A 22,852-nucleotide genomic window follows, 5' to 3' on the forward strand; every position below is an offset into this window, starting at 1 on the left:
GCCTGGTGCAGCCTGTTCCGGTCACCTTGGACAGCGGTCGATCTAGTCGCGGTACAGCGCGTCCGGATGGGTGTGCATCGCAGTGGTTCCGGGTAGTTGCGGGAGTTCGGGCTTCACCAAGGGTGGCCGCGACCAGGATGGTTCCCAGGTGGCGCGGGCCTCGTCCTGGGGTACCTCGACACGGTGTCCGGCCGCGAGGTCGTCGAGCACGCGCAGGATCAGCCGCACTCCGAGCGGGGCGAGGTGTTCGCGCCAGAGGGTGCGCGCGGTGGCGTTCGGGGGGACCAGGATGTGTTCCTGGGCGGCGAGTGGCCCGGCGTCGGTGTGCTCGGTGAGGTGGTAGACGCTGCCGCCGGTGACCTTGTCGCGGTCGCGGACGGTCCAGCGGATCGCGTCGCGGCCACGGTGTAGCGGCAGCAGGCTGGGGTGGTAGCCGATCGCGGCGACCTTGGCGCGGGCGCGGGTGGCGCGGCCGATGAAGGCGTGGGAGTGGGCGGCGAGGATGACGTCGGTGTCAGTCGGGACGTGGTGGGCGCGGAGCTGGTCGGCGTCGACCCAGGGGACGCGGCGGGGGTAGGCCCAGGCGCGCACCCGGTCCCAGTTCAGCGGGTCGCCGTCGTCGGCGCGGTTGCGGCGGGTGGCGGGGGTGGCGATCCCGGCGAGGGTGTGCCCGCGGTCGGTGGCCGCTTCGGCGACGGCGAGGGCGAAGCCGCCTTGACCGGAGAGGAACAGGCGCACGGGGCACCTCCTCAGCCGTAGTAGCGGAATCCCTGGAGGGCGCGGAAGTGTCCGCCGTAGCCGGTGCGCGGCAACGACTTGTCGCGTTGGGGCCAGTCGCGTTCGCTTCTGCCGGTCTTGTGGCCGGTGAGTCGGGCGGTGATCTGTCGCCACCGGTCGTCACGGCGCAGTGCTGCGGCGAGGTTGGGGTGGCTGGTGTGGAACAAGGTGGTCATCCGGCGGCCCTGCAGGGTGCCGTTCCCGGTGCGTTGCAGCTCGGCGACGTGGTTGAGGAAGCGGGTACCGACGCCCGCGCCCTGCCATTCGGGCATGACGACCAGACGGCTCGCGCGGGCCTCCACCGACACGATCCGGTCCGCGTGGGGGCCGGTCGTCAGCGACTTGGTGGTGATGCCGACGTGGGCGACCGGCTCGCCGTCCACGAAACCGACATAGGCGCGCGCGGCGACCATCTTGGGCAGGTCTAGATAGTGATGTGCCCGGAAGGCCGGCCATAGGTTCCAGCCGCCCAGCCGGACCTCCACGTCGATCCTGGGGCGCCGGAATTGAACCGACCCCCTGGTGAACGTGGCGGTGCCGGTGTCGTAGACCCAGTCGGGTTCCAGCCAGTCGAGCACGTCGTGGTGGCAGGTGAGCAGGACCGCTTGGCCGCTACCGCGTCGCCATGCCCTGGCGAACGCCCCGGCCCCGACGCGGGCGATCTGGCGGTCCACGGTCGAGGTGAACTCGTCGATCACGACCCGGTCGGGCTGCTCGGCGATCACGCGGGCCAGGTCGGCGCGGAAGCGCTGCCCGGTCGAGAGGACCCGGTACGGGCGCAGCCACACCGGCACGTCCCCGAGTCCGGCCGCGCTCAACGCGGCCGTGGCCGCCTCGAAGTCGCCGCCGGGGTCGATCGCGTCGATGATCGGCGCGTCGGCGGGCCAGTCGTCGCCGGGGTAGAACGCGGAGCCGTCCCACAGGGTGCGGCCGATGCTGGACTTGCCCGACCCGGACGGCCCGACGACCACCCCGATCCGCCAACGGTCGTCATCGATGGGCAGGTCGGCGTCGAGCTCGAACCGGGTGGCCTGCTCGTCGGTGGCGTTGAACAGGCCGCGCACCTTGGCGGCCCTGTAGGACTCGGCCACCGGTACCTGGTGACGCACGTTGATCAGCATCAGACGCTTACCACCCGGCAGCGCAGGCCCAGCCCGCGGAGCTGGGCGTAGACCTGCTCCTGGTGGCGCGAGTCGCGGCAGATGACCACGATCCCGTGGCGCTCGCGGTAGTCGTGGACGGCGGGTTTGGTCAGCACGTCGGCCGAACCGGGCACCTGGCGCTCAGGCACGGGGACTCACCTCCAGGCGGGTCGGGTAGGGGCGGGCGCGGTCTAGGAGCTGGCGGCGCATGGCCCGATCGAGCGGGTAGAGGTAGCGGTGCTTGAGCGTGGGCGTCGTGATCGACCGGACGTGCGGGTCGATCGTGCGGCGGACGAACTCCTCGGCGGTCTCGCCGGGGCCGCGGGCAACCGCGAGGTGGCGCAGGCTGCGCCCGTGGATCTCGCGGCCGTGCACGACGTAGGACAGGGTGTGCGGGTCGGTGGTGCCGGTGTAGATCCAGTTCCCGGCCTGGTAGATGCCGCCGTGGTGGCCCTGGGTGGTGTCGGCGAACGACACCACCAGCCGCAGGCCCGGTGACGCGGCGCGGAGCTGGCGCAGGGTGGCGGCGATCATCTGGGTGACCGGGGCGGCGTGGTCGGTGAGCGCGACGCGCACCAGCTCGGCCACCTGCGTCTGGTCCAGGCCGTAGGGACGGCCCAGGTGGTTGGACGCGCCTCGGCCGTAGACGATCGCGCCGACGAACACGCCGTGCTCCCACACGCCGAAGCAGGCGAGCTTGCCGCGCGGGGTCTTGGCGCTGTAGTGCCAGCGGCTGATCGCGTGGTCGGCGGCGGCCCGCGTGCAGGGTGCGACCAGCAGCGCGACGGTCGGGTCAGCGTGCGGTGGTGCGGGCGTGGCGGCGCTGGGTGATGGGCGAGAGCTGGTCGAGTCTGGGCAGGCTCGTGGCGGGCTGGGGGGTGAAGTCGATATCGCCGACCACCCCCTTCCGGCGCTGCGGTGCGCGTGCTGGCGGCCGAGCTGTGGACATGCGTTCTCCCAGGTGAGCGCGGGTGCGAGACGGGGTGCGCGCCGCGTGCGGCGGTCGGGGAGTTTCGTACGGACCGCGAGTCGCTATGACCAACCGGTGCTCGGCGGTGGCGGGGGCAGGGGGTACGCCCCCTGGGGTCCGGCGTGCGGGTGGGGCCGCCCCGGGCCGACCTGTCGACGGTTCAGGGTTGACGGTCGGGTCGATCTGTCGGCCGGGGCAGCTCACCGGGATGGGGTTCCGGCGGCCGAAGGCGGGCGGGGCGTCGTGCAGCAGCCGCGCGTCCGCCCTCGCTGGAACTCTTGGCCCGGTGGCACGGGCCGCACACGCCTTGCAGGTTGGACAGCGAGTGGTCGTCGCCCGCGATGACGTGGTCGGCCTCGGTGGAGGGCCACACCCCGCACAACCGGCACACCGGGTCCCGAGCCAGCACCAGCGCGCGGCGCCGGTGCCAGTCGACGGGAAGACGTGCACGGCGGTCGCTGCCCGACCAGGCACCCACGCCCCACCCCCGGCCTGCGGAGATGAGCGGGGAGTGCGGGAACGGGAGAACCCCGGGGCCGTGGCGTCAGGCTCCCGGGGTTCTCGACCGCGTCAGGGTGTCGTGCGGTGGGTACACGACACCACTGTTGATCACTCTACGTTCGCCGCAGGTCAGGCGCAACCACCTATCGCGTGTCGCCGGTGATGCGGCGGATGTGGGAGCGGGCGGTGTTGTAGGCGATTCCCACTGTCCGTGACACCTCGGCGATGTTGACCGTGCCGCCGTCGGCTTGTGCGGCGTGCACCAGCTCGGCGACGGCGGTGGCGATGTCGGTGTTCACGGGGCGGCCGCCGAGGGCCTGGCCCGCGCGTGCGTCTCGCTCATTGATGTAGTGCTCGATGGTGGCGCGGTACCAGTGGTCGGCCCCGCACACCGTCTCGTCCGGAGGTGGGATCAGGGGGCCACCGTCGCGGGCCTTGGCGCGTGTGCGCTCGGTGTACTGGTAGCGAGCCCAGGTCGCGGGCTGGACTCCCGCCAGCGCCGCGGCCTCATCCTGGTTCAGCAGGTCCCGAGGGTCCTGCCCTTGGGGAAGCGGCGGGATGGGCCGGCCCGCCGCGTATGCCTCGGCCTGTTCCTCGTCCCACAGGCGAGGGTGCCCACGTCGTGGCTTGCCCGGGGTGAGTGGGGCGGGATGACTGGGGTGTGCCCAGGGACGGGTCTTGTGCGCGGTGGCCTCCGACAGGCCATGAAGGGCGGCAATACCGCGTCGGTCGACGGCGGCGCGTCCGGCGGGGATCACGGTCGGTCGGCTCCTTCCTGCGCTGGTCGGCTACCTCATTGTGGCCGTCGCCCCGACCCCGGTCGGGGGCCGGGGCGACGTTGCCGGCGGATCAGTCGGTGACCACGCCGAGCGTCAGCCCACGAATGTCGCTCAACGGGATCCCGGCGCTGCGGAGCTGTTGGGCGATCTGGGTACCGAGGGACATGTAGTTCAATTCGGCGATGTAGTCGTCAACCCAGTCGGCCAGGCGCTCGCCGAACGGGGCGGGCTTGCCGTCGGCGGTGAGGCCGGTCACCACACAGGGGCCGTGCACGGTCGGGGTGTTGGCGCCGTCGGCGAACGCGCGCCGGACTTGCGCCGTGTCCCGGTCGCTGGCGGCGTAAGCCCCGCTGACCACGTCCCGTGCCAGCTTCGTGATCGTGTGCATCGCGGGGACGTTCAACCCCACGCGCGCATCGTCCACACCTCGCCAGAAGCCGACCCCGGACACCAGGTCCAGGGGGGCCACCGTGGTCTGCCCGACGGCGTTCCTGATCCGGTCCAAGGCGTTGTCCTCGGTCAGAGCCATTCGCGTGACGAGCCCGTTGGGACCGCCGATGATCACGGCGCCGAACCGGCCGGACATGTCGCTGCCCTCCGGGCGGCCCGTTGACCACGTCGCGGCGTCCGGTGACTGGTCGACCGGCTGGCCGAACAGGTCGCTGATCCGCTCCAGCAGGCGGGTCAGTTCGGGGGGAAGGGTGTCGTTCACGGGTGTTCCTCTCGTTCTCGCTACGGGTTGCGGGCAGCACGCGCCGTGCGCCCCCAGGGCGCGCCCCGGCCCTGTCGAGCCGGGGCGCGGGTCTGTCATTCGCTCCGGATGGTCACCGAGACGATCGAGCGGACGGGAATCTCTTGGTCTCGCAGGAAACCAGCGAACTGGTGTCCGGCGCGCAGTTGGTCCATCACCTCTTGGACGGGCTCGAACCAGTCCCAGAACACCGCCGACAAAGGAGCCAGAACGCGTTCGTCCAAGCCCATTCCAGTGATCACGCAAGGACCGTGCAGCACGGGCACGCCGGGTCCTGCAAATCGGGCCACGGCCGCCAGCCGGGTTTCCTCGGTGTCCGGGTAGGCGCCGACAGCGATATCCGACAGCATCCGCTCCAGCACGTAGTTCGCGGCCGGGGAGCGGTCGAAGTGATCCGCGCTGTCCTTGCCGACCCAGAAGCCGATGGTGTCGTTGACCTGTAGACAGGTCGCGGCCGGGTCGGAGACCATCGTCAGCATGTGCCGGAACAGCGTGTCGGGTTCCATGACCACCGAGGCACAGGTGTCGCCGTCGATCACGATCGCGTCGTAGGTGTTGGGGGGTAGCGAGACCCGCATCGGCGGGAGCGGTAGGGCCAGATCGAACGTCCAGTCACGCGTGGACATTGTTTGCCTTTCTCTGCAACGGGTTCTCGTCCGACAGCGGGGTTCCGTCCCAACTCTCGGACGTCACTAACTCTATCGGTAATAAGTGGAGGGTGGAAGGTGATCCACGACGCGAGCGGGGTGTCCCGACCTGAGTCGGGACACCCCGGTCACCTAGCCGATCACCTTGGCGCCCTTGGTCTTGACCTTGGTCTGACCGGTGTCAGCCAGTCGGCCGTCGCGGACGCCGGCCGCGTTCCCGGCGGCGTTCTTCTTGTCCGTGGGCAGGAGCCTGGTCTGGGGGAACTTGCGTGCGAACTCGGCCTTGACCCGGTCCTCATCCCTGACAAGGATCAGCGCCTTGGGGTCCTCCTGCATCTCCTCCACGATGCCCTGGCGGGTGGCGCGGATCTTCTCCGCCACGCCCTTGCCGTAACCCTCCAGGTAGGACCGGAAGTAGGACCTGCGCTCGATGTTCTTGTCGGCGGCCGTGTCGATCCTGGGGCCGACCTCGGCCATGTGCTCCTTGGCGGCCTTGGCTCCGGAAGACTCCGCCTGCAACAGGATGGAGGGCAGGAGCATCTTGAGGCCGTCGATCGTCGAGGCGGCGCCGACCACGGTCACCAGGCGGTCCTCGCCGTTCATCTTGTTGTTGATGTGCACGGCCTTGCAGCCGGTCGCCTCGGCAACGGCCCAGTACAACGCCGACCGCGCCTTGCCGTGCCAGCCCTGGCCGCTCACGGTGAAGTCCACCGTCGAGATCGGCTCCGGCTTGGCACCCTTGTCGTCGCGGGCCGCCGCGGCGTCCAAGTTGTACCGGGCGATCAGCTCGGCGGCCTTCGCGGCGAGTTCCTGCGCCTCAGCGGGGAACTCGGTGCTCTCGGCCTTGGCCAGAAGGGCGGCGACCTTCTGCTTGATCTTGGCCTTCTGCTCTCGCGTCGTCTCGACGGAGGTCTTCTTGGCGGTGGTCATCGGAGATCCTTTCGTTTCAGCGCAACGGTTCTGTGTTGGCTTCGGGGTTCCATCCCGTCCCCCTCACATCAATAACTCTATCGGCAATGCATGGAGTGGAGCTAGCGAAGGTGATCCACGACGCCACTTCGAGGCGGGATGGGAGCGCTGGCGCCCCCATCCCGGTCCACTCAGTCCTCCGGCGCCAGGTCGATCAGCCGGTTGACCACCTCCTTCGCCCTCCACCTTTCGGTGAAGTAGGCGGGCATGGTGAACCATCCCGTTTGGACACTGAAGTCGGGGTATAGCTCCTGAAACTGCTGGCGGGCGATGCCCGCCCGCTCCTCAATGGCAGGACAGGGACGCATGTCGGTCGCCAGGAGGGTGCATCGGCCGCAGTAGCAAAGGTCATCGCTGAACAAGGCGTCCACAAGGGGCGCCGGGTCGTCGGCGACTCGCGGCACCAGGGGGCGCTCGGGCTCGACCAGCCAGCGGTATACCGCCAGCACGTTCACCTCCTTGAAGTGGCCGATCCTGGTCGGTTCGGGGAAGTCCATGGTGTCCCTTTCTCTGTGGCGCAACGGTTTCCTTCCGCGTGGGGTGGGGTTCCATCCCGTCCCCCTCACATCAATAACTCTATCGGCAATGTATGGAGTGGAGCTAGTGAAGGTGATCCACGACGCCACCTGGCGACACAGAAGGCCGCTCGCCTACACTGAGCGTGTCCTTTCTTCGGCCTTCGTGGCCGAGCGCAACGGGACATCGCGGGACCGGTGGTTCCAACCGCCTTCGAGTGGTCACCGGTCCCGCACCCGTCACACCGGGGCCGCCGGGGCGTGTCTGCGCCGCCAGGACGCGAGCGCGTCCGTCCGCGCGAACACGGGCCGGGCCTTGGTGCCGTGGTTGGCCCACCGGTCCTCGTGGCGCCAGCGGCGCAAGGTGCCGGTCGGGGTCGCCAGCCATGCCGACAGCGAGGCGAAGTCCGACACCGGAACGCCCAGTTCGCCGCCGAGTTCGTCCCAGCGTTCGCGTGGCCAGCTCGCGCGGCAGCGTCGGCACCTGATCCGTTCGACCGATAGCCGCGCCCGCAGCGGTGCGCCGCAGGTGACCGTGCGACCGGTGTCCGGGTCGGTGACCCGGTTCGGGCACGGCCCGACCGGGATGGTGCGCTCCTGGAGGCCGAGTGCGGCGCGGAGCTGGTGCGCGAGCTCGTCCACCTCCTGGCCCAGGTCGCCGATCCAGTACTGGCGGGTCATCCAGTCCATCCAGCGCACCAGCAAGGCGACCTCGCCCGACACAGTGGCCGCTCCGGTGCGCGGGTCCTGGCCGGTGTCGGAGCGGACGTTGTCCGCCCAGCTCGACAGCACCGCCAGCACGGAGTGCGGGTCGCCGTCCTCGACAGCGTGGGTGCGCGGGTCGGTCAGCACGATCACGCTGTCGCGGGCGGGGGAACGGGACCCGTGACCGGGTGCTCCGCGCGCCGCAGACCCACCGCGGCCCGGGACTACGGCGTCATCGACGAGCGCGTACAGCTCGACCAGCTCGGTCAGCGTGGCGCGCAGCCGATCGGCACACAGGTCGCACGTGCGGTACCCGTGCTGGGCCGGGAACGGTTCCCCGCCCGGGGCCACGCAGCCGAGCAGACACGGGGTCGGCGCGTAGATGTCCAGGTCGTCGGTCCCGGTCATCGGGTCGCCTCCTCGGGGTGCTCTGGTCGCGCCTGGGCGGCGGCCAGCCGGGACCGGTGCACGCGGGTGGCCGGGTCCCGGCGGTCGCGGAAGCCGACCGTCAGGCACATCACGTCGGCGGGTACCTCGCATCCCGGTTCAGGGCACGGGACCCGCAGCGCGGTGTGCTGTTCGGGCAGTCGGGTCCAGCCGGTCTCGGCGTAGACGGCGGCCATCCCTCGCCGCGCTGCGGCGGCACTGCGGGCCTGCTCGGCGACCGGGTCGCGGGCCAGTCGTCGGCGCTGGGTCTCGGTTCGCTGGCGCGCGTCGCGGATGCGCCGGATGATCTGCGCAGGGGTGACGCTGTCCGGGCTGGTCTTGGAGTGGGCCAGGAGCGCGGCCTGGCATTCAGCGCCGCTGTACTCGGCGAGTTGGTGCTGCCACCAGGTCAGCTCGGTGTCGCTGGGTGTGCGGGAGCGGAACGCCGCCATCATGGCCAACAGGCCGCTGACCTCGGTGCGGGACATGCGCGGCGCGGCCTGGTCGGTCGCGGGGGCCTGGCTCATGCCGCCGCCCCCATCGACAGCAGCGCCGCCAGCGCGGTGTCGTCGTCGGCGGTGCGCAGGATGCGTCCCAGCTCGGAGTCGTCCTGGTCCTCGTGCGCGACCCGGCGCGCCAGCTCCAGCGCGGCGACCAAGGGGTTGCCCGCGGCCCCGGCGGGTGCGGCGGTGCGCATGGCCTCGCCGACCAACTCGGGGAGCAGACCGGCCCCGACCCGTCGTTGGGACCAGCGCCGCAGGCCGGCCCCGACCCGGTCGGGCGCGATGCCCTCGGCCAGCAACGCGGCGGCCTCGGCGGTGAGCCGGTCGCTCACCCGACGCGGCTGTGCCGGGATGTGCTCGGCGACCAGGCGCGCGGCCAGCTCCCGATCCCGTGGTTTCGCGCGCGTGCGCCTAGAAGAAGAACGCAAGGTGAGACGGGAAGACTCCCCCTTCCCCCTACCCCCTTCCCCCAGAGGGCGCGCGGAACCCTTCCCGGCAGGGTCGGCCGAGGGGTCCATCGCAGGGTCGGCCGTGTCGGCCGCGACCTGGTCGACGTCCTCCCCGGCGGCGCGGGCCTGGCGGCGGCGCGCGGGTTTGATCTCGATCGGCGGCACGGTGTCGCCGCGCTCGAGCGACGCGGCGATGATCGACGGCGCGGACCCGCAGACCTCCATCGGCAGGCGGCGCAGCTCGGCCGCCAACGCGGCGCGCAGGATCGGCGACTCGATGGCATACGCCTGCCGCAGCGCGGCGGCGAGCACCTGCGGCTGCTTGGCGATGCCGTCGTTGCGGATCAGGGTCCTGATCAACACCTCTTCGGTGTCGTGGTCGACCAGGATCATGCGCGCGGCGGCCAGCTCGGCCAACGCGGCCCGGACCTCCGCCACGTCGTGGTCGGGGTGGGCGCGCGCCCACCGCTTGGCCGCCAGGTCGAGCAGCCCGGCATAGCTCAGCTTCTTCTGTGACAGAAGGTGGATGTAGACCAACTTCGCCAGCGTGGACAAGGACAGGAAGTCGTCGTCGTCCCAGATGGTGCAGTAGATGCGGGCGTGATCACGCGCCACGTGCGTTGCTCCTTGAACAGTCTGCGGTGTGCGCCCGAAGTCCCAGGCGCGAGCGGATGCGGAAAGCGGTGTAGGTCGACATCCGGGCGCGCCGGGCGATCTCGGTGTCGGGCAGTCCTCGGGCGTGCAGCCACGCCACGACCAGCCCGCGGGCCGTCGTGGTCAGCTCCTCGGCGACCAGCTCGCCGTTGACGCATCGGCGAGCCGACTCGGCGTCGGCGTGGCAGTCAGCCGGTATCACGTCCTGTCGGGGCCAACCGGCCCCACGTCTCCCAGCCGCGCGAACGGCAACGGCTGGTCCTCCCCAGGGACGATCACCCGGTACACCGGTTGCGGTTTGCCGCCGTTGCCCCCGGCCGTGTCGGTCGAGCGGACCCAGCGGCCGGTGTGGACCAGGACCCCGGCGGCGCTCATCCGCTGCACGGTTGCCCCGATCACCTGCGGCCGGATCCACGTCGGCAGCACCGCGCGCCACTGGTTGGCGGTGGTCTCCCGCCACGGGTCGCCCAACGCGTCGCACACGATGACCGTGGTGACCGCCTCGACGTGGTCGGTGTTGCGCGGGTCGAGCACCAGCAACGCGGCCACCGCCGCGACCGGGTCACCCGTCGCTGGGGGGAGCGAGATCGCGCGCCGCGCGATCTCGCCCACCAGCTCCCGAACGTCGAGCTCGCGGGATGCCGTGGCGGCCTTCACCGGTCGAGCAGCAGGAACCGGCGCACCTCGGTGATATCGGATACCTCCGACACGATGTGCGGGTACCGCTCCTTGAGTAGCTTCTGTGACACCGCGACCCGCAGCGTCTTCTTCCACGACACCACCGGAACGTTCCCGATCGTGCCGATCTCACCGTCCCCCAGGACGGCCTTGATCACCCGCTGCAAGTGCCTCTGCCGGGCGGCGAGCTTGTCCAGACGCGGGACCAATCGTTCGAGTTGGGCGAACTCGTCCGCGATCCGATCTAGCGAGACCGGAGACAACGCCGAACCCGCGCTGCTCGGGTCCGGTTCGGGCATAGCCAAAGCTGTTGTGGACATGGCGAAGCCGCCTCCCAGCGGCGCGACAAGACCTCGGAAGGACACAGGAAGGCCAGAGGTGTCAACGCGCCGAGCAGAACCGTCCACTCGGCACCGTGGATAACATCGCCAGCCAACGCGACAGCAACGCCGCGCACACGCCGACGAACAGGCGCGCTAATCGCCAGGACACAGCAAACCTCCCCCAGAGGCGAAACCCGCCGACCGGAGGATTGACAACCCATCCCGGCGGGCCCTTCCACAGTGGATCACCGAACCATCTCTGTCAAGAAAGTTCGATGAACCGTCCCGGTGGGTGTGATCTGACAGTCACCTGGTGTAAGCAGTTGCGTTCTGGCAACCTCTCGTGCGCCGTGGGGATTCGCGTCCTACGGTGTCCCCGGGTGACGTTGGCCGCGTCTAGGCTGTTGGATGTCGGTACGGAGTACGCACAAGTCATTGGCGGCTTTGTGAACAAGGGGGATGCTTTGGAGCAAGCCAAGAGCCATGTCGAAGCCCTCTTGCGCCGATACCGCCCAGGCAAGTCGGTGGCCGAGATCGAACGTGAGGCCGGGTTGAGGCCAGGATTGCTGGCGCAGCACGTGAAACCCAGCAAGCTTGGCCGTGGCGTTGGCGTCAAGGTGCTTGAGCGGTTCAGGGACGCGTTGGGCGCGCCCTTGTCCGAGGTGTCAAGTGCCTTCTTCGCGGACGCGGGTGTGCATGATCCCGTTGACCAGGCCGGAGCTGGTGTGCCGCTTACGCCACAGGCCATGCAGTTCGGAGTGCGCTACTCGCGCCTCACGCCGAGCCGACAGCGCATCGCTGACGGTCTGCTAGGGGTGCTGGAAGCGGACCAAGCAACGGCTGAACAGCATCGGGCGAACTCGATCGCTCCAGAGATCAGCATCACGCCCAACATCTAGATCACATCCGACCTAGGTGTCTTGATCCTAAGATGGTTGTGCATCAGGTCTACCTAGGTGGCGTGCGCGGAAGCTTGAGAGCCGCTACGCTCGCCGACTTCGCGGGCGACACCTCGCCCGCGGGGCCTAGCCGGGACCTGGTGACACCCGGAGCACAGCGCAACCTGGGGGGTTGTGCGTAGGGAGACAGGCGTGCCAATAGACCTCGACTTGATCAAGATTTACGACCATCTAGGCGACTCGGCCCAACTGGTGGAACGACCTGATGGGACTTACGTGATCTTCGCGGGTCCGGGCGTTTCAGTGGGGGCACTGTCCACTGTCATCAACGATCTGCACCACCAGCGTCTTGACGAAGCCCTTGCTACGGAAGAAGGCCGCATCGCTTGCGAGGAGAGCGTTCGGCGATCAGAACGCCTCCGGTACGCAGCTCTTGGATGTATCCCAGATCCTCGACAACGAGACGAGCCGGCGGCGCCGGGCTCCCTTGACGCTGACCATCCAGTTGTCGAGCGATGACGGGGAGCACGAGTGTCCTCACGCGAGCATGAGGGCTGGTCGCACTCCCCGCCATACGGTCTGGCCTACTTGGTCTGCGGCTCTCCCTCGCGGTTCACGTCACCTTCCCCTAAGCCGAAGACCTCGATCAACGCGCTGATCGAGCGAGCCGCAACGTGGCAACAAAGCTGGCCCAGCCGTGGACCCCCACGCAAAGCACGCCAGCTTGCGGGGCCTTTGAGTCGCGAATGGCGACGCCGTCCGGTTCGGGCGCGCTGATGCCGACCTCGACGCACTGGCCTTGATTGCCACTGCGACTGCTCTTTCGCCAGCGGTACTGCCCTAGGTTCTTGGTAGCCATCGCCGGCTCCTTCTACTTGGATGTGTATCACATGTACTGCCGGGCAACCTTGGCGATCAGATCGCGGGAAGTCCGGGGGTCTGCCGATGCAGCGTGGAGCCGCTGGTAGGCGTTGGCGTATTGCTGAATTAGAAGAAGGTCCTCGGGGTACGTGGCTCCTGCGAAGTCCTCCAAGTACAGGACTGTTCCGCGTTCTGGCAGTTTGAGCAGCGTGAACCTGCTGGTCGCAGTGAACGCCTCGTCGTAAGTTCGCGTCGGTATCGGCCGGAACGGCAGCACCCGAAGCTCGACGGCCGGGGCTTCGCTCAGTTCGAGCAGGCGTTGAAGTTGGCCACGCATGATCGACTCGTTGCCGATGAACCGATGCAAGGTCGCCTCATGCAAGATCACATCGAGCACGGGCGGCGGAGGGTCGCTGCGCTCGAGAATCTGTTGACGACTGGTACGCATGTAGACCTGCCGGTCAAGTTCGGCGCTTCCAGCCAGCGGGGCCCGGCTCGTAGGAGGACCCGGGCGTACTCCTCGGTCTGGCAGAGCCCCGTGACGATCTCGTTCTCGTAGATCGAGATGTCGTTGGCCTCTGACTCCAACACGAGGAACCGGCGAAACCAGTTCGGGACCGCGTCTCGGTATGACGTGCTGCGTCGGCGGCGTGTTGGGCGTGGCACCGAGGCGAGCTTCAACGCCTCCGCCGACGCTTGATCATCGGCTCCGTAGAAGTCCAGCAGCGCAGACACGTCCTCGGCCTTGATGGTCTGCTTGCCGTTCTCGATGCGGCTGAAGCTGCCTGTGGAGATCCCGATGTGACTTGCGGCCTCGGCGGCTGTGCGCCCAGCGTGGCCGCGGAGCTCCCGAAGCAGGATGCCGAGCTGGATCTGGGCGACCACGGGGTCATCGGGCGTCATGCGGCCTTCCTTGGTCGCTGGTGATGGCGGGAGCCGCCCCAAGCGTAACGAACCGTCACAGCGCGATTCACCCGTTTGCCGGAACGTTACGGCGTAAGTTACGTGTAACTTACGCCGTAACAGCTTGCGGCCCAACCTAGAGAGGGCTCGGGCAGCAGACACGGCATGGGGGCCGACATGTTGATCAAGTTAGCCGCAGGCAAGCGATGAGTGGGAACGCCTCGGTGTCGGTATCAGACCGTCGGCCATGCAAGTTTCCGGCGGGCAGGGATGTCCAAGCGACTGCCTGTTCGCCGGGTGCCACCTCGCCGGGGACGGCCCTTGGGCCTTCCGGCGATCAGACCCGCACAGCGCAGGTGGTCAGCGCCGACCACCACGGCGACACTCCCGGCCGCTGTGCAACCTGCAGGACGCTCCGAGTGTGTGACGACCGGTCGTCAACGTGCGTCCAGCCTCCGGACCCGCGCGGGCAGACCGCCCCCCAGTTTGCCGCGCGGGTCCGGCCCTCCGAGGCGGGAGAGGGTGACATTCGTCGGTCCGGCGATGCGGTGGTACTCGAATTTATTGCGCGCCTACGTCAGCTCGAATTCTTGGCTCTGCCAATGGCTGGATCGGACGGCCGCGTCACCGGAACGCACTTGCACCGATTTCATGCCCGTGGTGTGTATGTAGATGTGGTTCAGATCGGCGACGATGGTCGCGCTTCCGCTGTTCGAGTGCGAAACAGTCCACAAGCGACACCTTTCGCGAGTGCTGGAGCCGAGTTGTGGCGCGCAAGTGGCCGTGTTGACGTTGTTGTCAACGGGTTCCTTGAAAAGTGCTACTCGGACGACATGCAACAGACTGGCTCGCACTTTATCGGGGCGCTCGAAGCGGTCGAGCCCGCTCTCCGTGGTGTGTCCTCTGGATGAGTTCATGCCCGCTGGTGCCTCTTGTTGACCGTGGCGCGCCCCAATTGTGCCGCCAGTACGTGGCGGCCACACATTCGACCGTGGCCGGAATGTATCGGCGCGGTTAGGTTGGATGCAGGATCATTCCCCATTGATTGACAACGAGGTGAATCAGTGAAACACGACTACCGTATCGAAGGCCACGTCAACGGCGGCCGAATCCTGGGCAAGGGCGCGGGGGAGATCGACCCCGACACCGGTGTCAGCACGATGGACGTGACGTTCGAGCAGATGCCCGCAGGCTGGGACCCGCGCACCATCGTGTTGATGTGCTGCGACCGAGCGCTGGTCATGGCCGCCCAGGAGGCGCCGGGTACCGTCGGGATGCTGCGCGCGTCCGGCGGTCTGCTGTCGATCGGCCGTGACGTGCCTGGCAACGACCGCGAGAGCTTCATCCGCGACGCCGCGGGCAACGTCCTGGCCCACGTCCGCGCGTCGTCGATGACCGACTTCCGGGCCGAGAGCCTCTACGACAGCTCGCGCGTCGAGGGAGGGTTCTCGAACCTCCGGCGAGGGGTCAATGGCGTCGCCAACATCCCCGCGTTCGACGGTGTGATGATGCAGGCAGGACCGAACCTGATCGTCGTCACCACAAGGTTCGCCGTGGAGCTGGAGGACGGCTCCACCGTCCACGGCACGACCAACTACCCGCACTACCTGCCCCAGCAGGCGGTGGAGTTGCCGTACTACCAGCTCCTGCGTGTGGAGTCGGTGGTCCAGGAGTTCGACGGGCGGGACCTCCACTCGGAGGTGACGACCCGCGTACTGCCGTTCACGCCGCCTGCCGAGGACGCCGTCTCGGCCGCCGTCGAGCGGATGACCTCGATCTCCGCGTGACGTAGCGGCCAGTCGAGCGGCGGTAGGCAACTGCCTGCCGCCGCTCGACCGTTTCCCTGACCCGATACGCTGCTGGGTACACCACAACCGTCTGTCTGGGCTTTCACCACACCCGGATCACAGGAGCAACCTGATGTCGATTCGCTACATCACGACCGCCATTCCCTACGTGAACTCCAAGCCGCACGTGGGCTTTGCAATGGAACTGGTCGAAGCGGACGTCATGGCGCGCCACTGGCGTCACCGGGGGCACGACGTGCGATTCCTGACCGGCACAGATGACAATTCGTTGAAGAATGCGATTGCCGCCGAAGCGGAAGGCATTCCCGCTGAGGAATTGGTCGAGCGAAATGCGGCGGCATTCTACGACCTGCGGGGACCTCTGCAAATCAGCTTCGATGACTTCATTCGTACGAGTGCCGACCCTCGCCACAAGGCGGGTGTCGAGCGCTTGTGGAGGGCGACAGCGGCGGCCGGTGATCTCTATCGAAAGCACTACCAAGGTTTGTACTGCGTGGGATGCGAGCAGTTCTATACCGAGAGCGAACTGGCCGACGGCCTATGTCCTGAACATCTCACCGCGCCACAATTGGTCAATGAGGAGAATTGGTTCTTCAAGCTTTCGCGGTACGAGGATCAGCTTCGGGAACTGATTGAGTCTGGGCGCCTTCGTATTGAACCTCCTGGCCGTCGAAATGAAGTTCTAGGCTTCATCAAAGGCGGCTTGCAGGACTTCTCGATCTCCCGCTCTACGGAGAGGGCGCGCGGTTGGGGCATCGAAGTTCCCGATGATCATGACCAGGTGATCTATGTGTGGTGGGATGCGCTCGGCAACTATATCACCGCGCTCGATTATAGCGCGGGCGGTGCCGCGTACCGACACTGGTGGACCGAGTCCGACGTTCGCACGCATGTCATTGGCAAGGGGATCGTTCGATTTCACGCGGTCTATTGGCCCGCCATGCTCATGAGTGCTGGCGAGCAATTGCCCACTACGATCTTTGTTCACGACTACTTGACTGTTGAAGGGAAAAAGCTAGGCAAGAGTCTCGGCAATGCAATTGACCCTGTGGCCATTGTGGATCAGTTTGGCGCAGATTCTTTGCGTTGGTGGTTGGTGCGTGAGGTTCCGCGTACAGGGGATGCGGACTTCACAGTCGAGCGCCTGGTGAATCGGTACCATGAGGACCTGTCCAACGGCTTGGGTAACCTAGTCAACCGAACCGTGAGCATGATCCACAAGTACCGCGAAGGGCTTGAACCGCAACTACCTGACGAGTTGCCTGATGGCCCTTTGGCGGACGTCATCTCTACTGTGGCATCCGCCGTCGATGCAGCATTGGATAACTTTGACTTCCGCCGTGCTACCGGCGCGCTGTGGGCCGTTGTAGATGAGGCCAATCGTTTTGTGGTAGAGGTTTCGCCGTGGAACCTGGCGAAGGCCGCCAAGGCTGGCGACGCAGACGCTGATGTCAAACTCGGCCACTCGTTGGCGGTGCTTCTGCACGCAATCCGCGTGGTTGCCGATGAGTTGGTGCCCTTCTTGCCGGACGCCGCCGAACGCGTTTCCGCTCAAGTGCGTGCGGTCGACGGTCGACTGCCGGCCCCGCAACCTCTGTTCCCCCGCATCGAGGAGTCCACCCTCCTCGTCTCGCAGTAGTTCGAAGGGGTAGGGGTGGGTGTATCGCGGTGTCACCCACCCGCCCTAGCCGCAGCCTACGGATGGCTGTGATCGCCTCGGTTTTGGCAGATGCAACAGACCGGGTGTCTTCGTCGCACCCTGAGACTCTGCGGGATTGTCAACCCTCTAGCTTGTGACATGTGGCACTTTTTGGCTCGACCTTGAGGGGTCGCGACCACGTCTTCTGCGTTTCTGCTGGTCAGAGGTATTGCCCTAGCGTCGCATCTGCTGGTACACCCGGACCGGGTCCTCGGTGCTCAGCACGGTCACCGCGCTGCTCAGCGTGATCCGCTCGGTGATCGACGCGGCCGCGGCCAGGACGGTGCCGGGGTTGGAGATGGCGTAGGTGTCGAGGTGGTGCTCACCGAGGCCGTAGAAGGAGAGGCCCAGTTCGTCGGCGAGCCTGATGCGCTCCAGCGTGTTCGCCAGCGCCTCGGCGACCGAGACCTGCTCGCCGGTGCCCGGGTCGGGGTGGCGGTCGGCGAAGCTGTAGATGCCGAGTTCCATACCGCTTATGATGACACATCAACAAAAAACCCGCGCCGAGGGAGGCCCACCGTGCCGCGCTGGCTCGACGAACGCGAGTCCCGGGTCTGGCGGGCGCACCTGGCGCTGCACACCGAGCTGCAAGCCGTCCTCGAACGCAGGCTGCTCGCCGACTCCGGCCTGTCCCTCGCCGACTACGCCCTGCTTGTCCCGCTCTCGGAGTCCCCCGACGGCGTGGTCCGCGCCCGCGACCTGGCGGCATCGGTCGGCTGGGAGCGCAGCAGGCTCTCGCACCACCTGACCCGCATGCAACGCCGCGGCCTCATCGCCCGCGAGACCTGCCCCGACGACGCCCGCGGCGCCATGGTCCGCATCACCCCCGACGGCATGTCCGCCATCACCGCCGCCGCCCCCACCCACGTAGCCGATGTCCGCCGCACCTTCATCGACCACCTCACCCCCGCCGACCTCACCTCCCTCGACGACATCTACACCCGCCTCCGCGCAGTCCTCGCCGAGGAGTCCGACCTGTAGCGTTAGTACCCGCACCGGTTCCGGTTCGGAGGTGGGTCTCATGGCAGACGACACCAGCTTGGGCGCACGGGTGAAGCGGGCGCGCAAGCGCAGGCAGCTCACCCAGGAGCAGTTCGCGGAGAAGGCCGAGGTGAGCGTCGACCTCGTCCGCAAGCTGGAGCAAGAGGTGCGGCACACGGCCAGCATGAGTTCGTTGATGCGCATGGCCCACGCGCTCGACATCGACGTGGCTCACCTGCTCGGGCAGGTGACGACCATCGATGCGCCGGTGGACGAAGAGGCCGTGGGTGTCCTCGCCATCCGGGACGCGTTGACCGCGCTCGACTACTTCCCCGGCCTCGCTGTGGAGAACGCGTTCGACGCGGACCCGCCGACCGTCGACCGGGTTCGCTCGGCATTGCGCCAAGCGGACCAGATCCGGCAGGAAGGCGAGTTCGCCAGGCTCGGCGCGGTTCTCCCCGGGCTGATCGCCGAAGCGCGCGCGGCGGCGGATACCGCACCGGCGGCCGATCGCGCGGCCGCGTTCGGCGTGCTGTCCGAGGTGTTGCAGATCGCGTCCACCATGATGACCGGGTTGGGCAGGCCCGATATCGGATACATCGGCCTCATCCAGGCCCAGGAATCCGCCGCGAAAGCCTCGGACGAGCACCTGAGCGCGATGAACGTGTCCGCGCTGTCGTGGGTGTTCTTCAAGCAAGGGCGCCTTGACGACGCCGAGGCCGCTGCCCTTCGCCAAGTGGCGGTAATGGACCCGGACTTCCGCCGTGATCCGCCGCAACGCCTCGCGATCTCCGGGATCCTCATGCTTCGCGCCGCCAGTGCGGCGGTTCGCAACAACGCGCCCGAGCGGTGCGTCGAACACATGAGCCTCGCCCAAGCGGCGGCCGCGCGGGTCGGCCGAGACCGCACGATCTACAACACGCCATTCGGTCCGACGAACGCCGGAATCGCCGCCATCAACGCCGCCGTCGAGAGCGAGGACTTCGACCGCGCCGTCACCCTCGCGGCGGACTTCGACCCCGCGGGGGTGCCACCGACCTGGCAGGCCCGACACCACCTCGACGTCGCCATCGCCCACAGCGAACTCGACCAGGACGACCAGGCGACAACCTGCCTGCTGCGCGCAGAACACGCCGCCCCCGAGTGGATGCGCTACCACACCCTCAGCAGGCACACCGTCCGCGAACTCGCCGAACGTGCCCGTCGCCGCCGAGCGCCGATCCAGCAACTCGCCGACCGACTGGCGATCGACCTCTGACGACGAACTGGGACATGCCGTCCTGGTCTGCGTTTTTCCGGCAATCGCCCTATGACACCGCGTCACTTCCGAGTTGCCGCCGGGAACGTCACTCTTGAGTCGAATCGCCCGATGGTCGGGCGCGGCAGGCGAGTGACGTGGAGGAAGCGTGCAGGAGTCAGTGGTCGGCGGGTCTTGGGCGAGTGTCGGATCCGACTGCCCGATCCGGGTGAGCCTCCAGGGCGAGTGCGTGACCATCGTGCTCGGTGACAAGGTGGACCTGGCTTTCACCCTGGAAAGTTTCCACCGAATGAACCTGCTGGCGCTCGCCGCCATCGAAGGGGCGCCAGAGGTTGTGTCGGCGAGCTAGGCGTCCGCGACTGGTGGATCCCCGGCTGGCAACTGGTTCCTCGCGGGCTGCGTGTGACTTCGACTGCTCTCGATTTGTGCGCGGGTGTCAGTGATCTGGGCACGGGTGCGTCTTTCCCGGCGTGTCATGGTGTGGGTGGCGGAAGGGGCCGGTGTGGACGCGCGGGGTGTGGTGTGGGGGGCGCGGGCGGTGGTGTTCGACCTGGATGACACCTTGTTGCTCACGCGAGTGGTCAAGTGGGCGCACCACCAGGCTGTGGCGGCGAGGTTCTACGGGATCGATCTCACCGAGGACGTCCTGCGGGAGCACTGGGGCAAGCCGTACGACGAGTTGATCACCGTGCTCTACCGGGGGGCCGCGTCCCTCGCGGACATGAAGGCTGCCAACCTCAGCCTGGAGCACCTCTACCGCAAGTCCGCCGCCGTCGGGGCGCGTGAGCTGGTCAAAGCCCTGCTCGACCACGGGACCCACGTCGGCGTCGTCACCTCGGCCAACACCGGTCCCACCCGCGCCGACCTCGACTTCTCCGGCTTCCCCGTCGACCGGCTGGCGTTCGTCCACGGTGCCGATCTCACCGCCAGTCACAAGCCGGACCCCGCCGTGTTCGACGACGCCAAGCGCGTCCTCCAGGCTCACGGCGTCACCGCGGCCGACACCGTCTACATCGGTGACGCCCCCATGGACCGGGTGGCGGCCGAGGGCGCCGGGTTCGGGTTCGTCGGGGTGGGACCGGGGCTGGGGGAGTTGTGGGTGGCCGACCTCGCGGAGTTAAGGTAAGGCTCACTTAACCTGGGAGGCGTGGGTGCGGTTGGGGCTGCTGGGCGCGGGGCTGGTCCTCGTGTGCCTGTTCAGTGTGGCCGTCGGGTCGCGGACCATCGCGCTCTCGACGGTCTGGGACGTGCTCACCGGGGTGATCCCCAGTGGTGACGAGGCGACCATCATCTGGGACCGCCGGGTGCCCAGGACGCTCATCGGGCTGCTGGTCGGCGTCGCTCTTGGAGTGGCGGGGGCGCTCATGCAGTCGCTCACCCGCAACCCGCTGGCCGACCCGGCGCTGCTCGGCGTCGACATCGGCGCGTCGACCGCCGTCGTGGCCTCCATCGCGTTCTTCGGGATCACCACCGTCAGCGGCTACATCTGGTTCGCGTTCCTCGGCGCCGCGGTCGCCTCTGTGCTGGTCTACGTCCTCGGGTCGACCGGCCGCACGGTCACCCCGGAGCGGATGGTGCTGGCCGGGGCGGCGATCAGCGCGACCCTCGGCGCGTTCGTCGCGGCGACCATCGTGCTCGACCCGGCCGCGTTCCAGCAGTTCCGGTTCTGGCAGATCGGGTCGCTGGACGGGCGTGACATGACCGTCGTGGCCGACATCGCGCCGTTCGTGCTAGCTGGACTCGTTGTCGCTGCCGGGCTCGCCTCTCCGTTGAACGCCATCGCCCTCGGTGACGAAACCGGCCGGGTGCTTGGGGTGAACCTGACTACGGTTCGCATCAGTTCCGCGGTGGCCATCACGCTGCTCTGCGGGGCCGCGACCGCCGCCGTTGGGCCTATCGCGTTCATCGGGCTGACCGTGCCGCACATGGCGCGCGCGATGGTCGGGCCAGACCAGCGGTGGGTGCTACCGGTCAGCGCGCTGCTGGCGCCGGTGCTGCTGCTCGGCGCGGACGTAGTAGGACGGCTGATCATCGCGCCGCGGGAGATGGAGGTCGGGATCATCACCGCCTTCGTCGGCGCCCCGGTGTTCATCGCGCTGTGCAGGCGCAGGAAGCTGGCGCACCTGTGAGCGTCGTGTCCGGTCTCCCCGTCCGGGTCGGGGCGCTGTCCTTCCGCGCGCACCCGCGCGCGGTCATCGTCGTCGTCGCGCTCCTGCTCGTGGTCGTGGGTCTGGCGCTGCTCGGTCTGCTGACCGGTGACTTCGCGCTGAACCTGACCCAGCTGTGGAACACCCTGCAGGGCGCGGGCACCGGCGGCCAGAAGTACATCGTGTTCGACCTGCGCCTGCCCAGGGTCACCACCGCGGTACTGGTCGGCGCCGGGCTCGGGGTCAGCGGCGCGATCTTCCAGAGCCTGTCCCGCAACCCGTTGGGCAGCCCGGACATCATCGGGTTCTCCACCGGCTCGGCCACCGGCGCCATCCTCGTGCTGATCGTCTTCGGCGGCGGCATGACCCAGATCGCCCTCGGGTCCATCCTGGGCGGGGTCGTCGCGGCGATCGCCGTCTACGGCCTCGCTTACCGCACCGGCGTCCAGGGCTACCGGCTGATCCTGATCGGCATCGGTGTCACGGCGGTTCTTGGCTCCCTCAACACCTACATCCTCACCAGGGCCGGTTTGCGCCAGGCACAGGCGGCCCAGGTATGGCTCGTCGGCAGCCTCAACGGTCGCGGGTGGTCGGAAGTGCTGCCGATGGCCATAGCCATGGCGGTACTCCTACCGGCGGCGATAGTCCTAGGGCGCAGGCTCGGCATCCTGGAGATGGGCGACGAGACGGCGACCATGCTCGGTATCCGCACGGAGCCGACCCGACTCTCGCTCGTGGTGATCAGCGTCGCTCTTACCGCCGTCGCGACCGCTTGCGCCGGACCCATCGCCTTCGTCGCACTCGCCGCGCCACAGTTGGCACGACGCCTCGCGGGCTCATCCGGAGTCGCGTTGCTCCCAGCCGCGGCGATGGGCGCGACCCTGCTGTTGGGCGGGGATGTGTTGTCCCAGCGGGTCTTCGGCCAGAACGCCCTCCCCGTCGGCGTCGCAACCGCCGCCATCGGCGGCCTCTACCTCGCCTGGCTCCTGGCCACAGAATGGCGCTCCGGCCGCCGTTGACCGGGGCTGGTGGTCCGGAGTCCGATGTGGCGCCAGGTGCGATAGGCCGGGCCGCCGAGGCACCAGTGACTGATGGCGTTCGGCATGCCACCACAGCGCCGCTGGAATCGTCCAAGGTCAGCAACGCGCCGTGTGCGGATAAGAGGGCGTCTGCTCATAGTCAGCACCTACATCGAACGCGTGGCGCTCGGAGAGCCCGGGTGATCGGCGACGGCGCCCTGTGCTCGGTTCGCACCTCACCGACCTGGTCACCGCGATCGTCGATGACAGGTCGGTCCCGCACACGCAGTTCGCGCCCGCCGCGCGGTTCCGGACCCGGTCGCCGCAGGGGCGGGTCCTCCGTCAGGCGCGTGCGCTCGGCAGTGGCGCGTTGGCCACCGGTGTCCTGGTCGCGGTCCTCGCCGCGGTCCTGCGGATCTGGATCAAGTAGGGCCGGGACCGCGAAATGGTTCCGTACTCGTGAAAGCGGGCGGCTGGTCCGTCACATT

26 protein-coding genes and 2 pseudogenes are annotated in these 22,852 nt (G+C 68.1%); 9 read left to right on the plus strand and 19 right to left on the minus strand.

Annotated elements, in window-relative coordinates:
* Nucleotides 1-42: 42 nt before the first annotated feature.
* From CLV68_RS25850 to CLV68_RS25920, 16 genes are all read right to left on the minus strand, one after another.
* Entirely contained in the window at nt 43-738 is a 696-nt protein-coding gene (locus CLV68_RS25850) for a formyltransferase family protein (protein ID WP_121393497.1), read from the minus strand.
* Between the two features lie 11 nt (nt 739-749).
* Entirely contained in the window at nt 750-1,898 is a 1,149-nt protein-coding gene (locus CLV68_RS25855) for a GNAT family N-acetyltransferase (RefSeq protein ID WP_121393498.1), read from the minus strand.
* The gene (locus CLV68_RS34230; protein ID WP_170224582.1) at nt 1,898-2,068 is read right to left on the minus strand and encodes a hypothetical protein; all 171 of its coding nucleotides are present in this window, start codon (nt 2,066-2,068) and stop codon (nt 1,898-1,900) included. Before CLV68_RS34230 ends, CLV68_RS25855 begins: the two co-directional genes overlap by 1 nt.
* The gene (locus tag CLV68_RS25860; RefSeq protein ID WP_483902896.1) at nt 2,061-2,699 is read right to left on the minus strand and encodes a Mom family adenine methylcarbamoylation protein; all 639 of its coding nucleotides are present in this window, start codon (nt 2,697-2,699) and stop codon (nt 2,061-2,063) included. Before CLV68_RS25860 ends, CLV68_RS34230 begins: the two co-directional genes overlap by 8 nt.
* A 13-nt stretch (nt 2,700-2,712) precedes the next feature.
* Nucleotides 2,713-2,868, minus strand: coding sequence for a hypothetical protein (locus tag CLV68_RS34235; RefSeq protein WP_170224583.1), 156 nt, complete (start codon nt 2,866-2,868; stop codon nt 2,713-2,715).
* 665 nt (nt 2,869-3,533) lie between these two features.
* Nucleotides 3,534-4,148: a hypothetical protein gene (locus CLV68_RS33510; RefSeq protein ID WP_147460168.1), complete on the minus strand. Its 615-nt coding sequence runs from the start codon at nt 4,146-4,148 to the stop codon at nt 3,534-3,536.
* Nucleotides 4,149-4,239: 91 nt separating this feature from the next.
* Entirely contained in the window at nt 4,240-4,881 is a 642-nt protein-coding gene (locus tag CLV68_RS25875; RefSeq protein WP_121393502.1) for a hypothetical protein, read from the minus strand.
* Nucleotides 4,882-4,976: 95 nt separating this feature from the next.
* The gene (locus CLV68_RS25880) at nt 4,977-5,459 is read right to left on the minus strand and encodes a hypothetical protein (protein WP_147460169.1); all 483 of its coding nucleotides are present in this window, start codon (nt 5,457-5,459) and stop codon (nt 4,977-4,979) included.
* Between the two features lie 240 nt (nt 5,460-5,699).
* Nucleotides 5,700-6,497: a DUF2786 domain-containing protein gene (locus CLV68_RS25885; protein WP_121393504.1), complete on the minus strand. Its 798-nt coding sequence runs from the start codon at nt 6,495-6,497 to the stop codon at nt 5,700-5,702.
* 170 nt (nt 6,498-6,667) lie between these two features.
* The gene (locus CLV68_RS25890) at nt 6,668-7,033 is read right to left on the minus strand and encodes a hypothetical protein (protein ID WP_121393505.1); all 366 of its coding nucleotides are present in this window, start codon (nt 7,031-7,033) and stop codon (nt 6,668-6,670) included.
* Between the two features lie 258 nt (nt 7,034-7,291).
* Entirely contained in the window at nt 7,292-8,164 is an 873-nt protein-coding gene (locus CLV68_RS25895; RefSeq protein WP_121393506.1) for a hypothetical protein, read from the minus strand.
* The gene (locus CLV68_RS25900; protein WP_121393507.1) at nt 8,161-8,709 is read right to left on the minus strand and encodes a zinc finger domain-containing protein; all 549 of its coding nucleotides are present in this window, start codon (nt 8,707-8,709) and stop codon (nt 8,161-8,163) included. Before CLV68_RS25900 ends, CLV68_RS25895 begins: the two co-directional genes overlap by 4 nt.
* Nucleotides 8,706-9,749 (minus strand): hypothetical protein, encoded by a 1,044-nt coding sequence (locus CLV68_RS25905; protein WP_121393508.1) that lies wholly within the window; start codon nt 9,747-9,749, stop codon nt 8,706-8,708. Before CLV68_RS25905 ends, CLV68_RS25900 begins: the two co-directional genes overlap by 4 nt.
* Nucleotides 9,739-9,990 carry a hypothetical protein gene (locus CLV68_RS25910; protein WP_121393509.1) on the minus strand — a complete coding sequence of 84 codons (252 nt, stop codon included), beginning with the start codon at nt 9,988-9,990 and terminating at the stop codon, nt 9,739-9,741. Before CLV68_RS25910 ends, CLV68_RS25905 begins: the two co-directional genes overlap by 11 nt.
* A complete protein-coding gene (locus tag CLV68_RS25915; RefSeq protein ID WP_121393510.1) occupies nt 9,987-10,445 on the minus strand; it encodes a hypothetical protein in 459 nt (152 codons plus the stop codon). The genes CLV68_RS25910 and CLV68_RS25915 overlap by 4 nt, the downstream gene beginning before the upstream one ends.
* A complete protein-coding gene (locus CLV68_RS25920; protein WP_147460170.1) occupies nt 10,442-10,786 on the minus strand; it encodes a hypothetical protein in 345 nt (114 codons plus the stop codon). Before CLV68_RS25920 ends, CLV68_RS25915 begins: the two co-directional genes overlap by 4 nt.
* Nucleotides 10,787-11,169: 383 nt before the next feature.
* Here CLV68_RS25920 and CLV68_RS25925 point away from each other — a divergent pair, with 383 nt between their 5' ends.
* The gene (locus tag CLV68_RS25925) at nt 11,170-11,688 is read left to right on the plus strand and encodes a hypothetical protein (protein WP_121393512.1); all 519 of its coding nucleotides are present in this window, start codon (nt 11,170-11,172) and stop codon (nt 11,686-11,688) included.
* A gap of 646 nt (nt 11,689-12,334) precedes the next feature.
* Here the strand turns inward: CLV68_RS25925 and CLV68_RS25930 are convergent.
* Complete coding sequence (locus CLV68_RS25930; RefSeq protein ID WP_121393513.1) at nt 12,335-12,547, minus strand: DUF397 domain-containing protein; 213 nt, start codon at nt 12,545-12,547, stop codon at nt 12,335-12,337.
* 27 nt (nt 12,548-12,574) lie between these two features.
* Nucleotides 12,575-13,452: pseudogene (locus tag CLV68_RS36045) on the minus strand (helix-turn-helix domain-containing protein).
* 1,064 nt (nt 13,453-14,516) lie between these two features.
* Between CLV68_RS36045 and CLV68_RS25940 the strand changes: the two are divergent.
* Nucleotides 14,517-15,239 (plus strand): hypothetical protein, encoded by a 723-nt coding sequence (locus CLV68_RS25940; protein WP_121393514.1) that lies wholly within the window; start codon nt 14,517-14,519, stop codon nt 15,237-15,239.
* Nucleotides 15,240-15,372: 133 nt separating this feature from the next.
* The gene (gene metG, locus CLV68_RS25945) at nt 15,373-16,899 is read left to right on the plus strand and encodes a methionine--tRNA ligase (protein ID WP_121393515.1); all 1,527 of its coding nucleotides are present in this window, start codon (nt 15,373-15,375) and stop codon (nt 16,897-16,899) included.
* Between the two features lie 246 nt (nt 16,900-17,145).
* Here metG and CLV68_RS25950 read toward each other — a convergent pair.
* Nucleotides 17,146-17,427, minus strand: a pseudogene (locus CLV68_RS25950) (LLM class flavin-dependent oxidoreductase); the annotation flags it as partial.
* A gap of 51 nt (nt 17,428-17,478) precedes the next feature.
* Here CLV68_RS25950 and CLV68_RS25955 point away from each other — a divergent pair.
* The 6 genes from CLV68_RS25955 (at nt 17,479) to CLV68_RS25985 (ending at nt 22,794) form a co-directional block, all read left to right on the plus strand.
* Nucleotides 17,479-17,940, plus strand: coding sequence for a MarR family winged helix-turn-helix transcriptional regulator (locus CLV68_RS25955; protein ID WP_121393516.1), 462 nt, complete (start codon nt 17,479-17,481; stop codon nt 17,938-17,940).
* Between the two features lie 40 nt (nt 17,941-17,980).
* Nucleotides 17,981-19,198, plus strand: coding sequence for a helix-turn-helix domain-containing protein (locus CLV68_RS25960; RefSeq protein ID WP_170224584.1), 1,218 nt, complete (start codon nt 17,981-17,983; stop codon nt 19,196-19,198).
* Between the two features lie 502 nt (nt 19,199-19,700).
* Nucleotides 19,701-20,324, plus strand: coding sequence for an HAD family hydrolase (locus CLV68_RS25970; protein WP_170224585.1), 624 nt, complete (start codon nt 19,701-19,703; stop codon nt 20,322-20,324).
* Between the two features lie 25 nt (nt 20,325-20,349).
* Nucleotides 20,350-21,327, plus strand: a complete 978-nt coding sequence (locus CLV68_RS25975; RefSeq protein WP_121393520.1) for a FecCD family ABC transporter permease — start codon at nt 20,350-20,352, stop codon at nt 21,325-21,327.
* Nucleotides 21,324-22,364, plus strand: coding sequence for a FecCD family ABC transporter permease (locus CLV68_RS25980; RefSeq protein ID WP_121393521.1), 1,041 nt, complete (start codon nt 21,324-21,326; stop codon nt 22,362-22,364). The genes CLV68_RS25975 and CLV68_RS25980 overlap by 4 nt, the downstream gene beginning before the upstream one ends.
* Nucleotides 22,365-22,584: 220 nt before the next feature.
* Complete coding sequence (locus tag CLV68_RS25985; protein ID WP_121393522.1) at nt 22,585-22,794, plus strand: hypothetical protein; 210 nt, start codon at nt 22,585-22,587, stop codon at nt 22,792-22,794.
* The last annotated feature ends 58 nt before the right edge of the window (nt 22,795-22,852 follow it).

Source organism: Actinokineospora cianjurensis (genome assembly GCF_003663795.1).
GTDB classification, from domain to species: domain Bacteria; phylum Actinomycetota; class Actinomycetes; order Mycobacteriales; family Pseudonocardiaceae; genus Actinokineospora; species Actinokineospora terrae.

Bases quoted from the DNA above. Each gene is read 5' to 3' on its own strand.
- CLV68_RS34235 (WP_170224583.1), bottom strand. From the start codon at position 2,868: ATGTCCACAGCTCGGCCGCCAGCACGCGCACCGCAGCGCCGGAAGGGG.
- metG (WP_121393515.1), top strand. From the start codon at position 15,373: ATGTCGATTCGCTACATCACGACCGCCATTCCCTACGTGAACTCCAAG.
- CLV68_RS25885 (WP_121393504.1), bottom strand. From the start codon at position 6,497: ATGACCACCGCCAAGAAGACCTCCGTCGAGACGACGCGAGAGCAGAAG.
- CLV68_RS25920 (WP_147460170.1), bottom strand. From the start codon at position 10,786: ATGTCCACAACAGCTTTGGCTATGCCCGAACCGGACCCGAGCAGCGCG.
- CLV68_RS25930 (WP_121393513.1), bottom strand. From the start codon at position 12,547: ATGGCTACCAAGAACCTAGGGCAGTACCGCTGGCGAAAGAGCAGTCGC.
- CLV68_RS25890 (WP_121393505.1), bottom strand. From the start codon at position 7,033: ATGGACTTCCCCGAACCGACCAGGATCGGCCACTTCAAGGAGGTGAAC.
- CLV68_RS25960 (WP_170224584.1), top strand. From the start codon at position 17,981: ATGGCAGACGACACCAGCTTGGGCGCACGGGTGAAGCGGGCGCGCAAG.
- CLV68_RS25900 (WP_121393507.1), bottom strand. From the start codon at position 8,709: ATGAGCCAGGCCCCCGCGACCGACCAGGCCGCGCCGCGCATGTCCCGC.
- CLV68_RS25895 (WP_121393506.1), bottom strand. From the start codon at position 8,164: ATGACCGGGACCGACGACCTGGACATCTACGCGCCGACCCCGTGTCTG.
- CLV68_RS25855 (WP_121393498.1), bottom strand. From the start codon at position 1,898: ATGCTGATCAACGTGCGTCACCAGGTACCGGTGGCCGAGTCCTACAGG.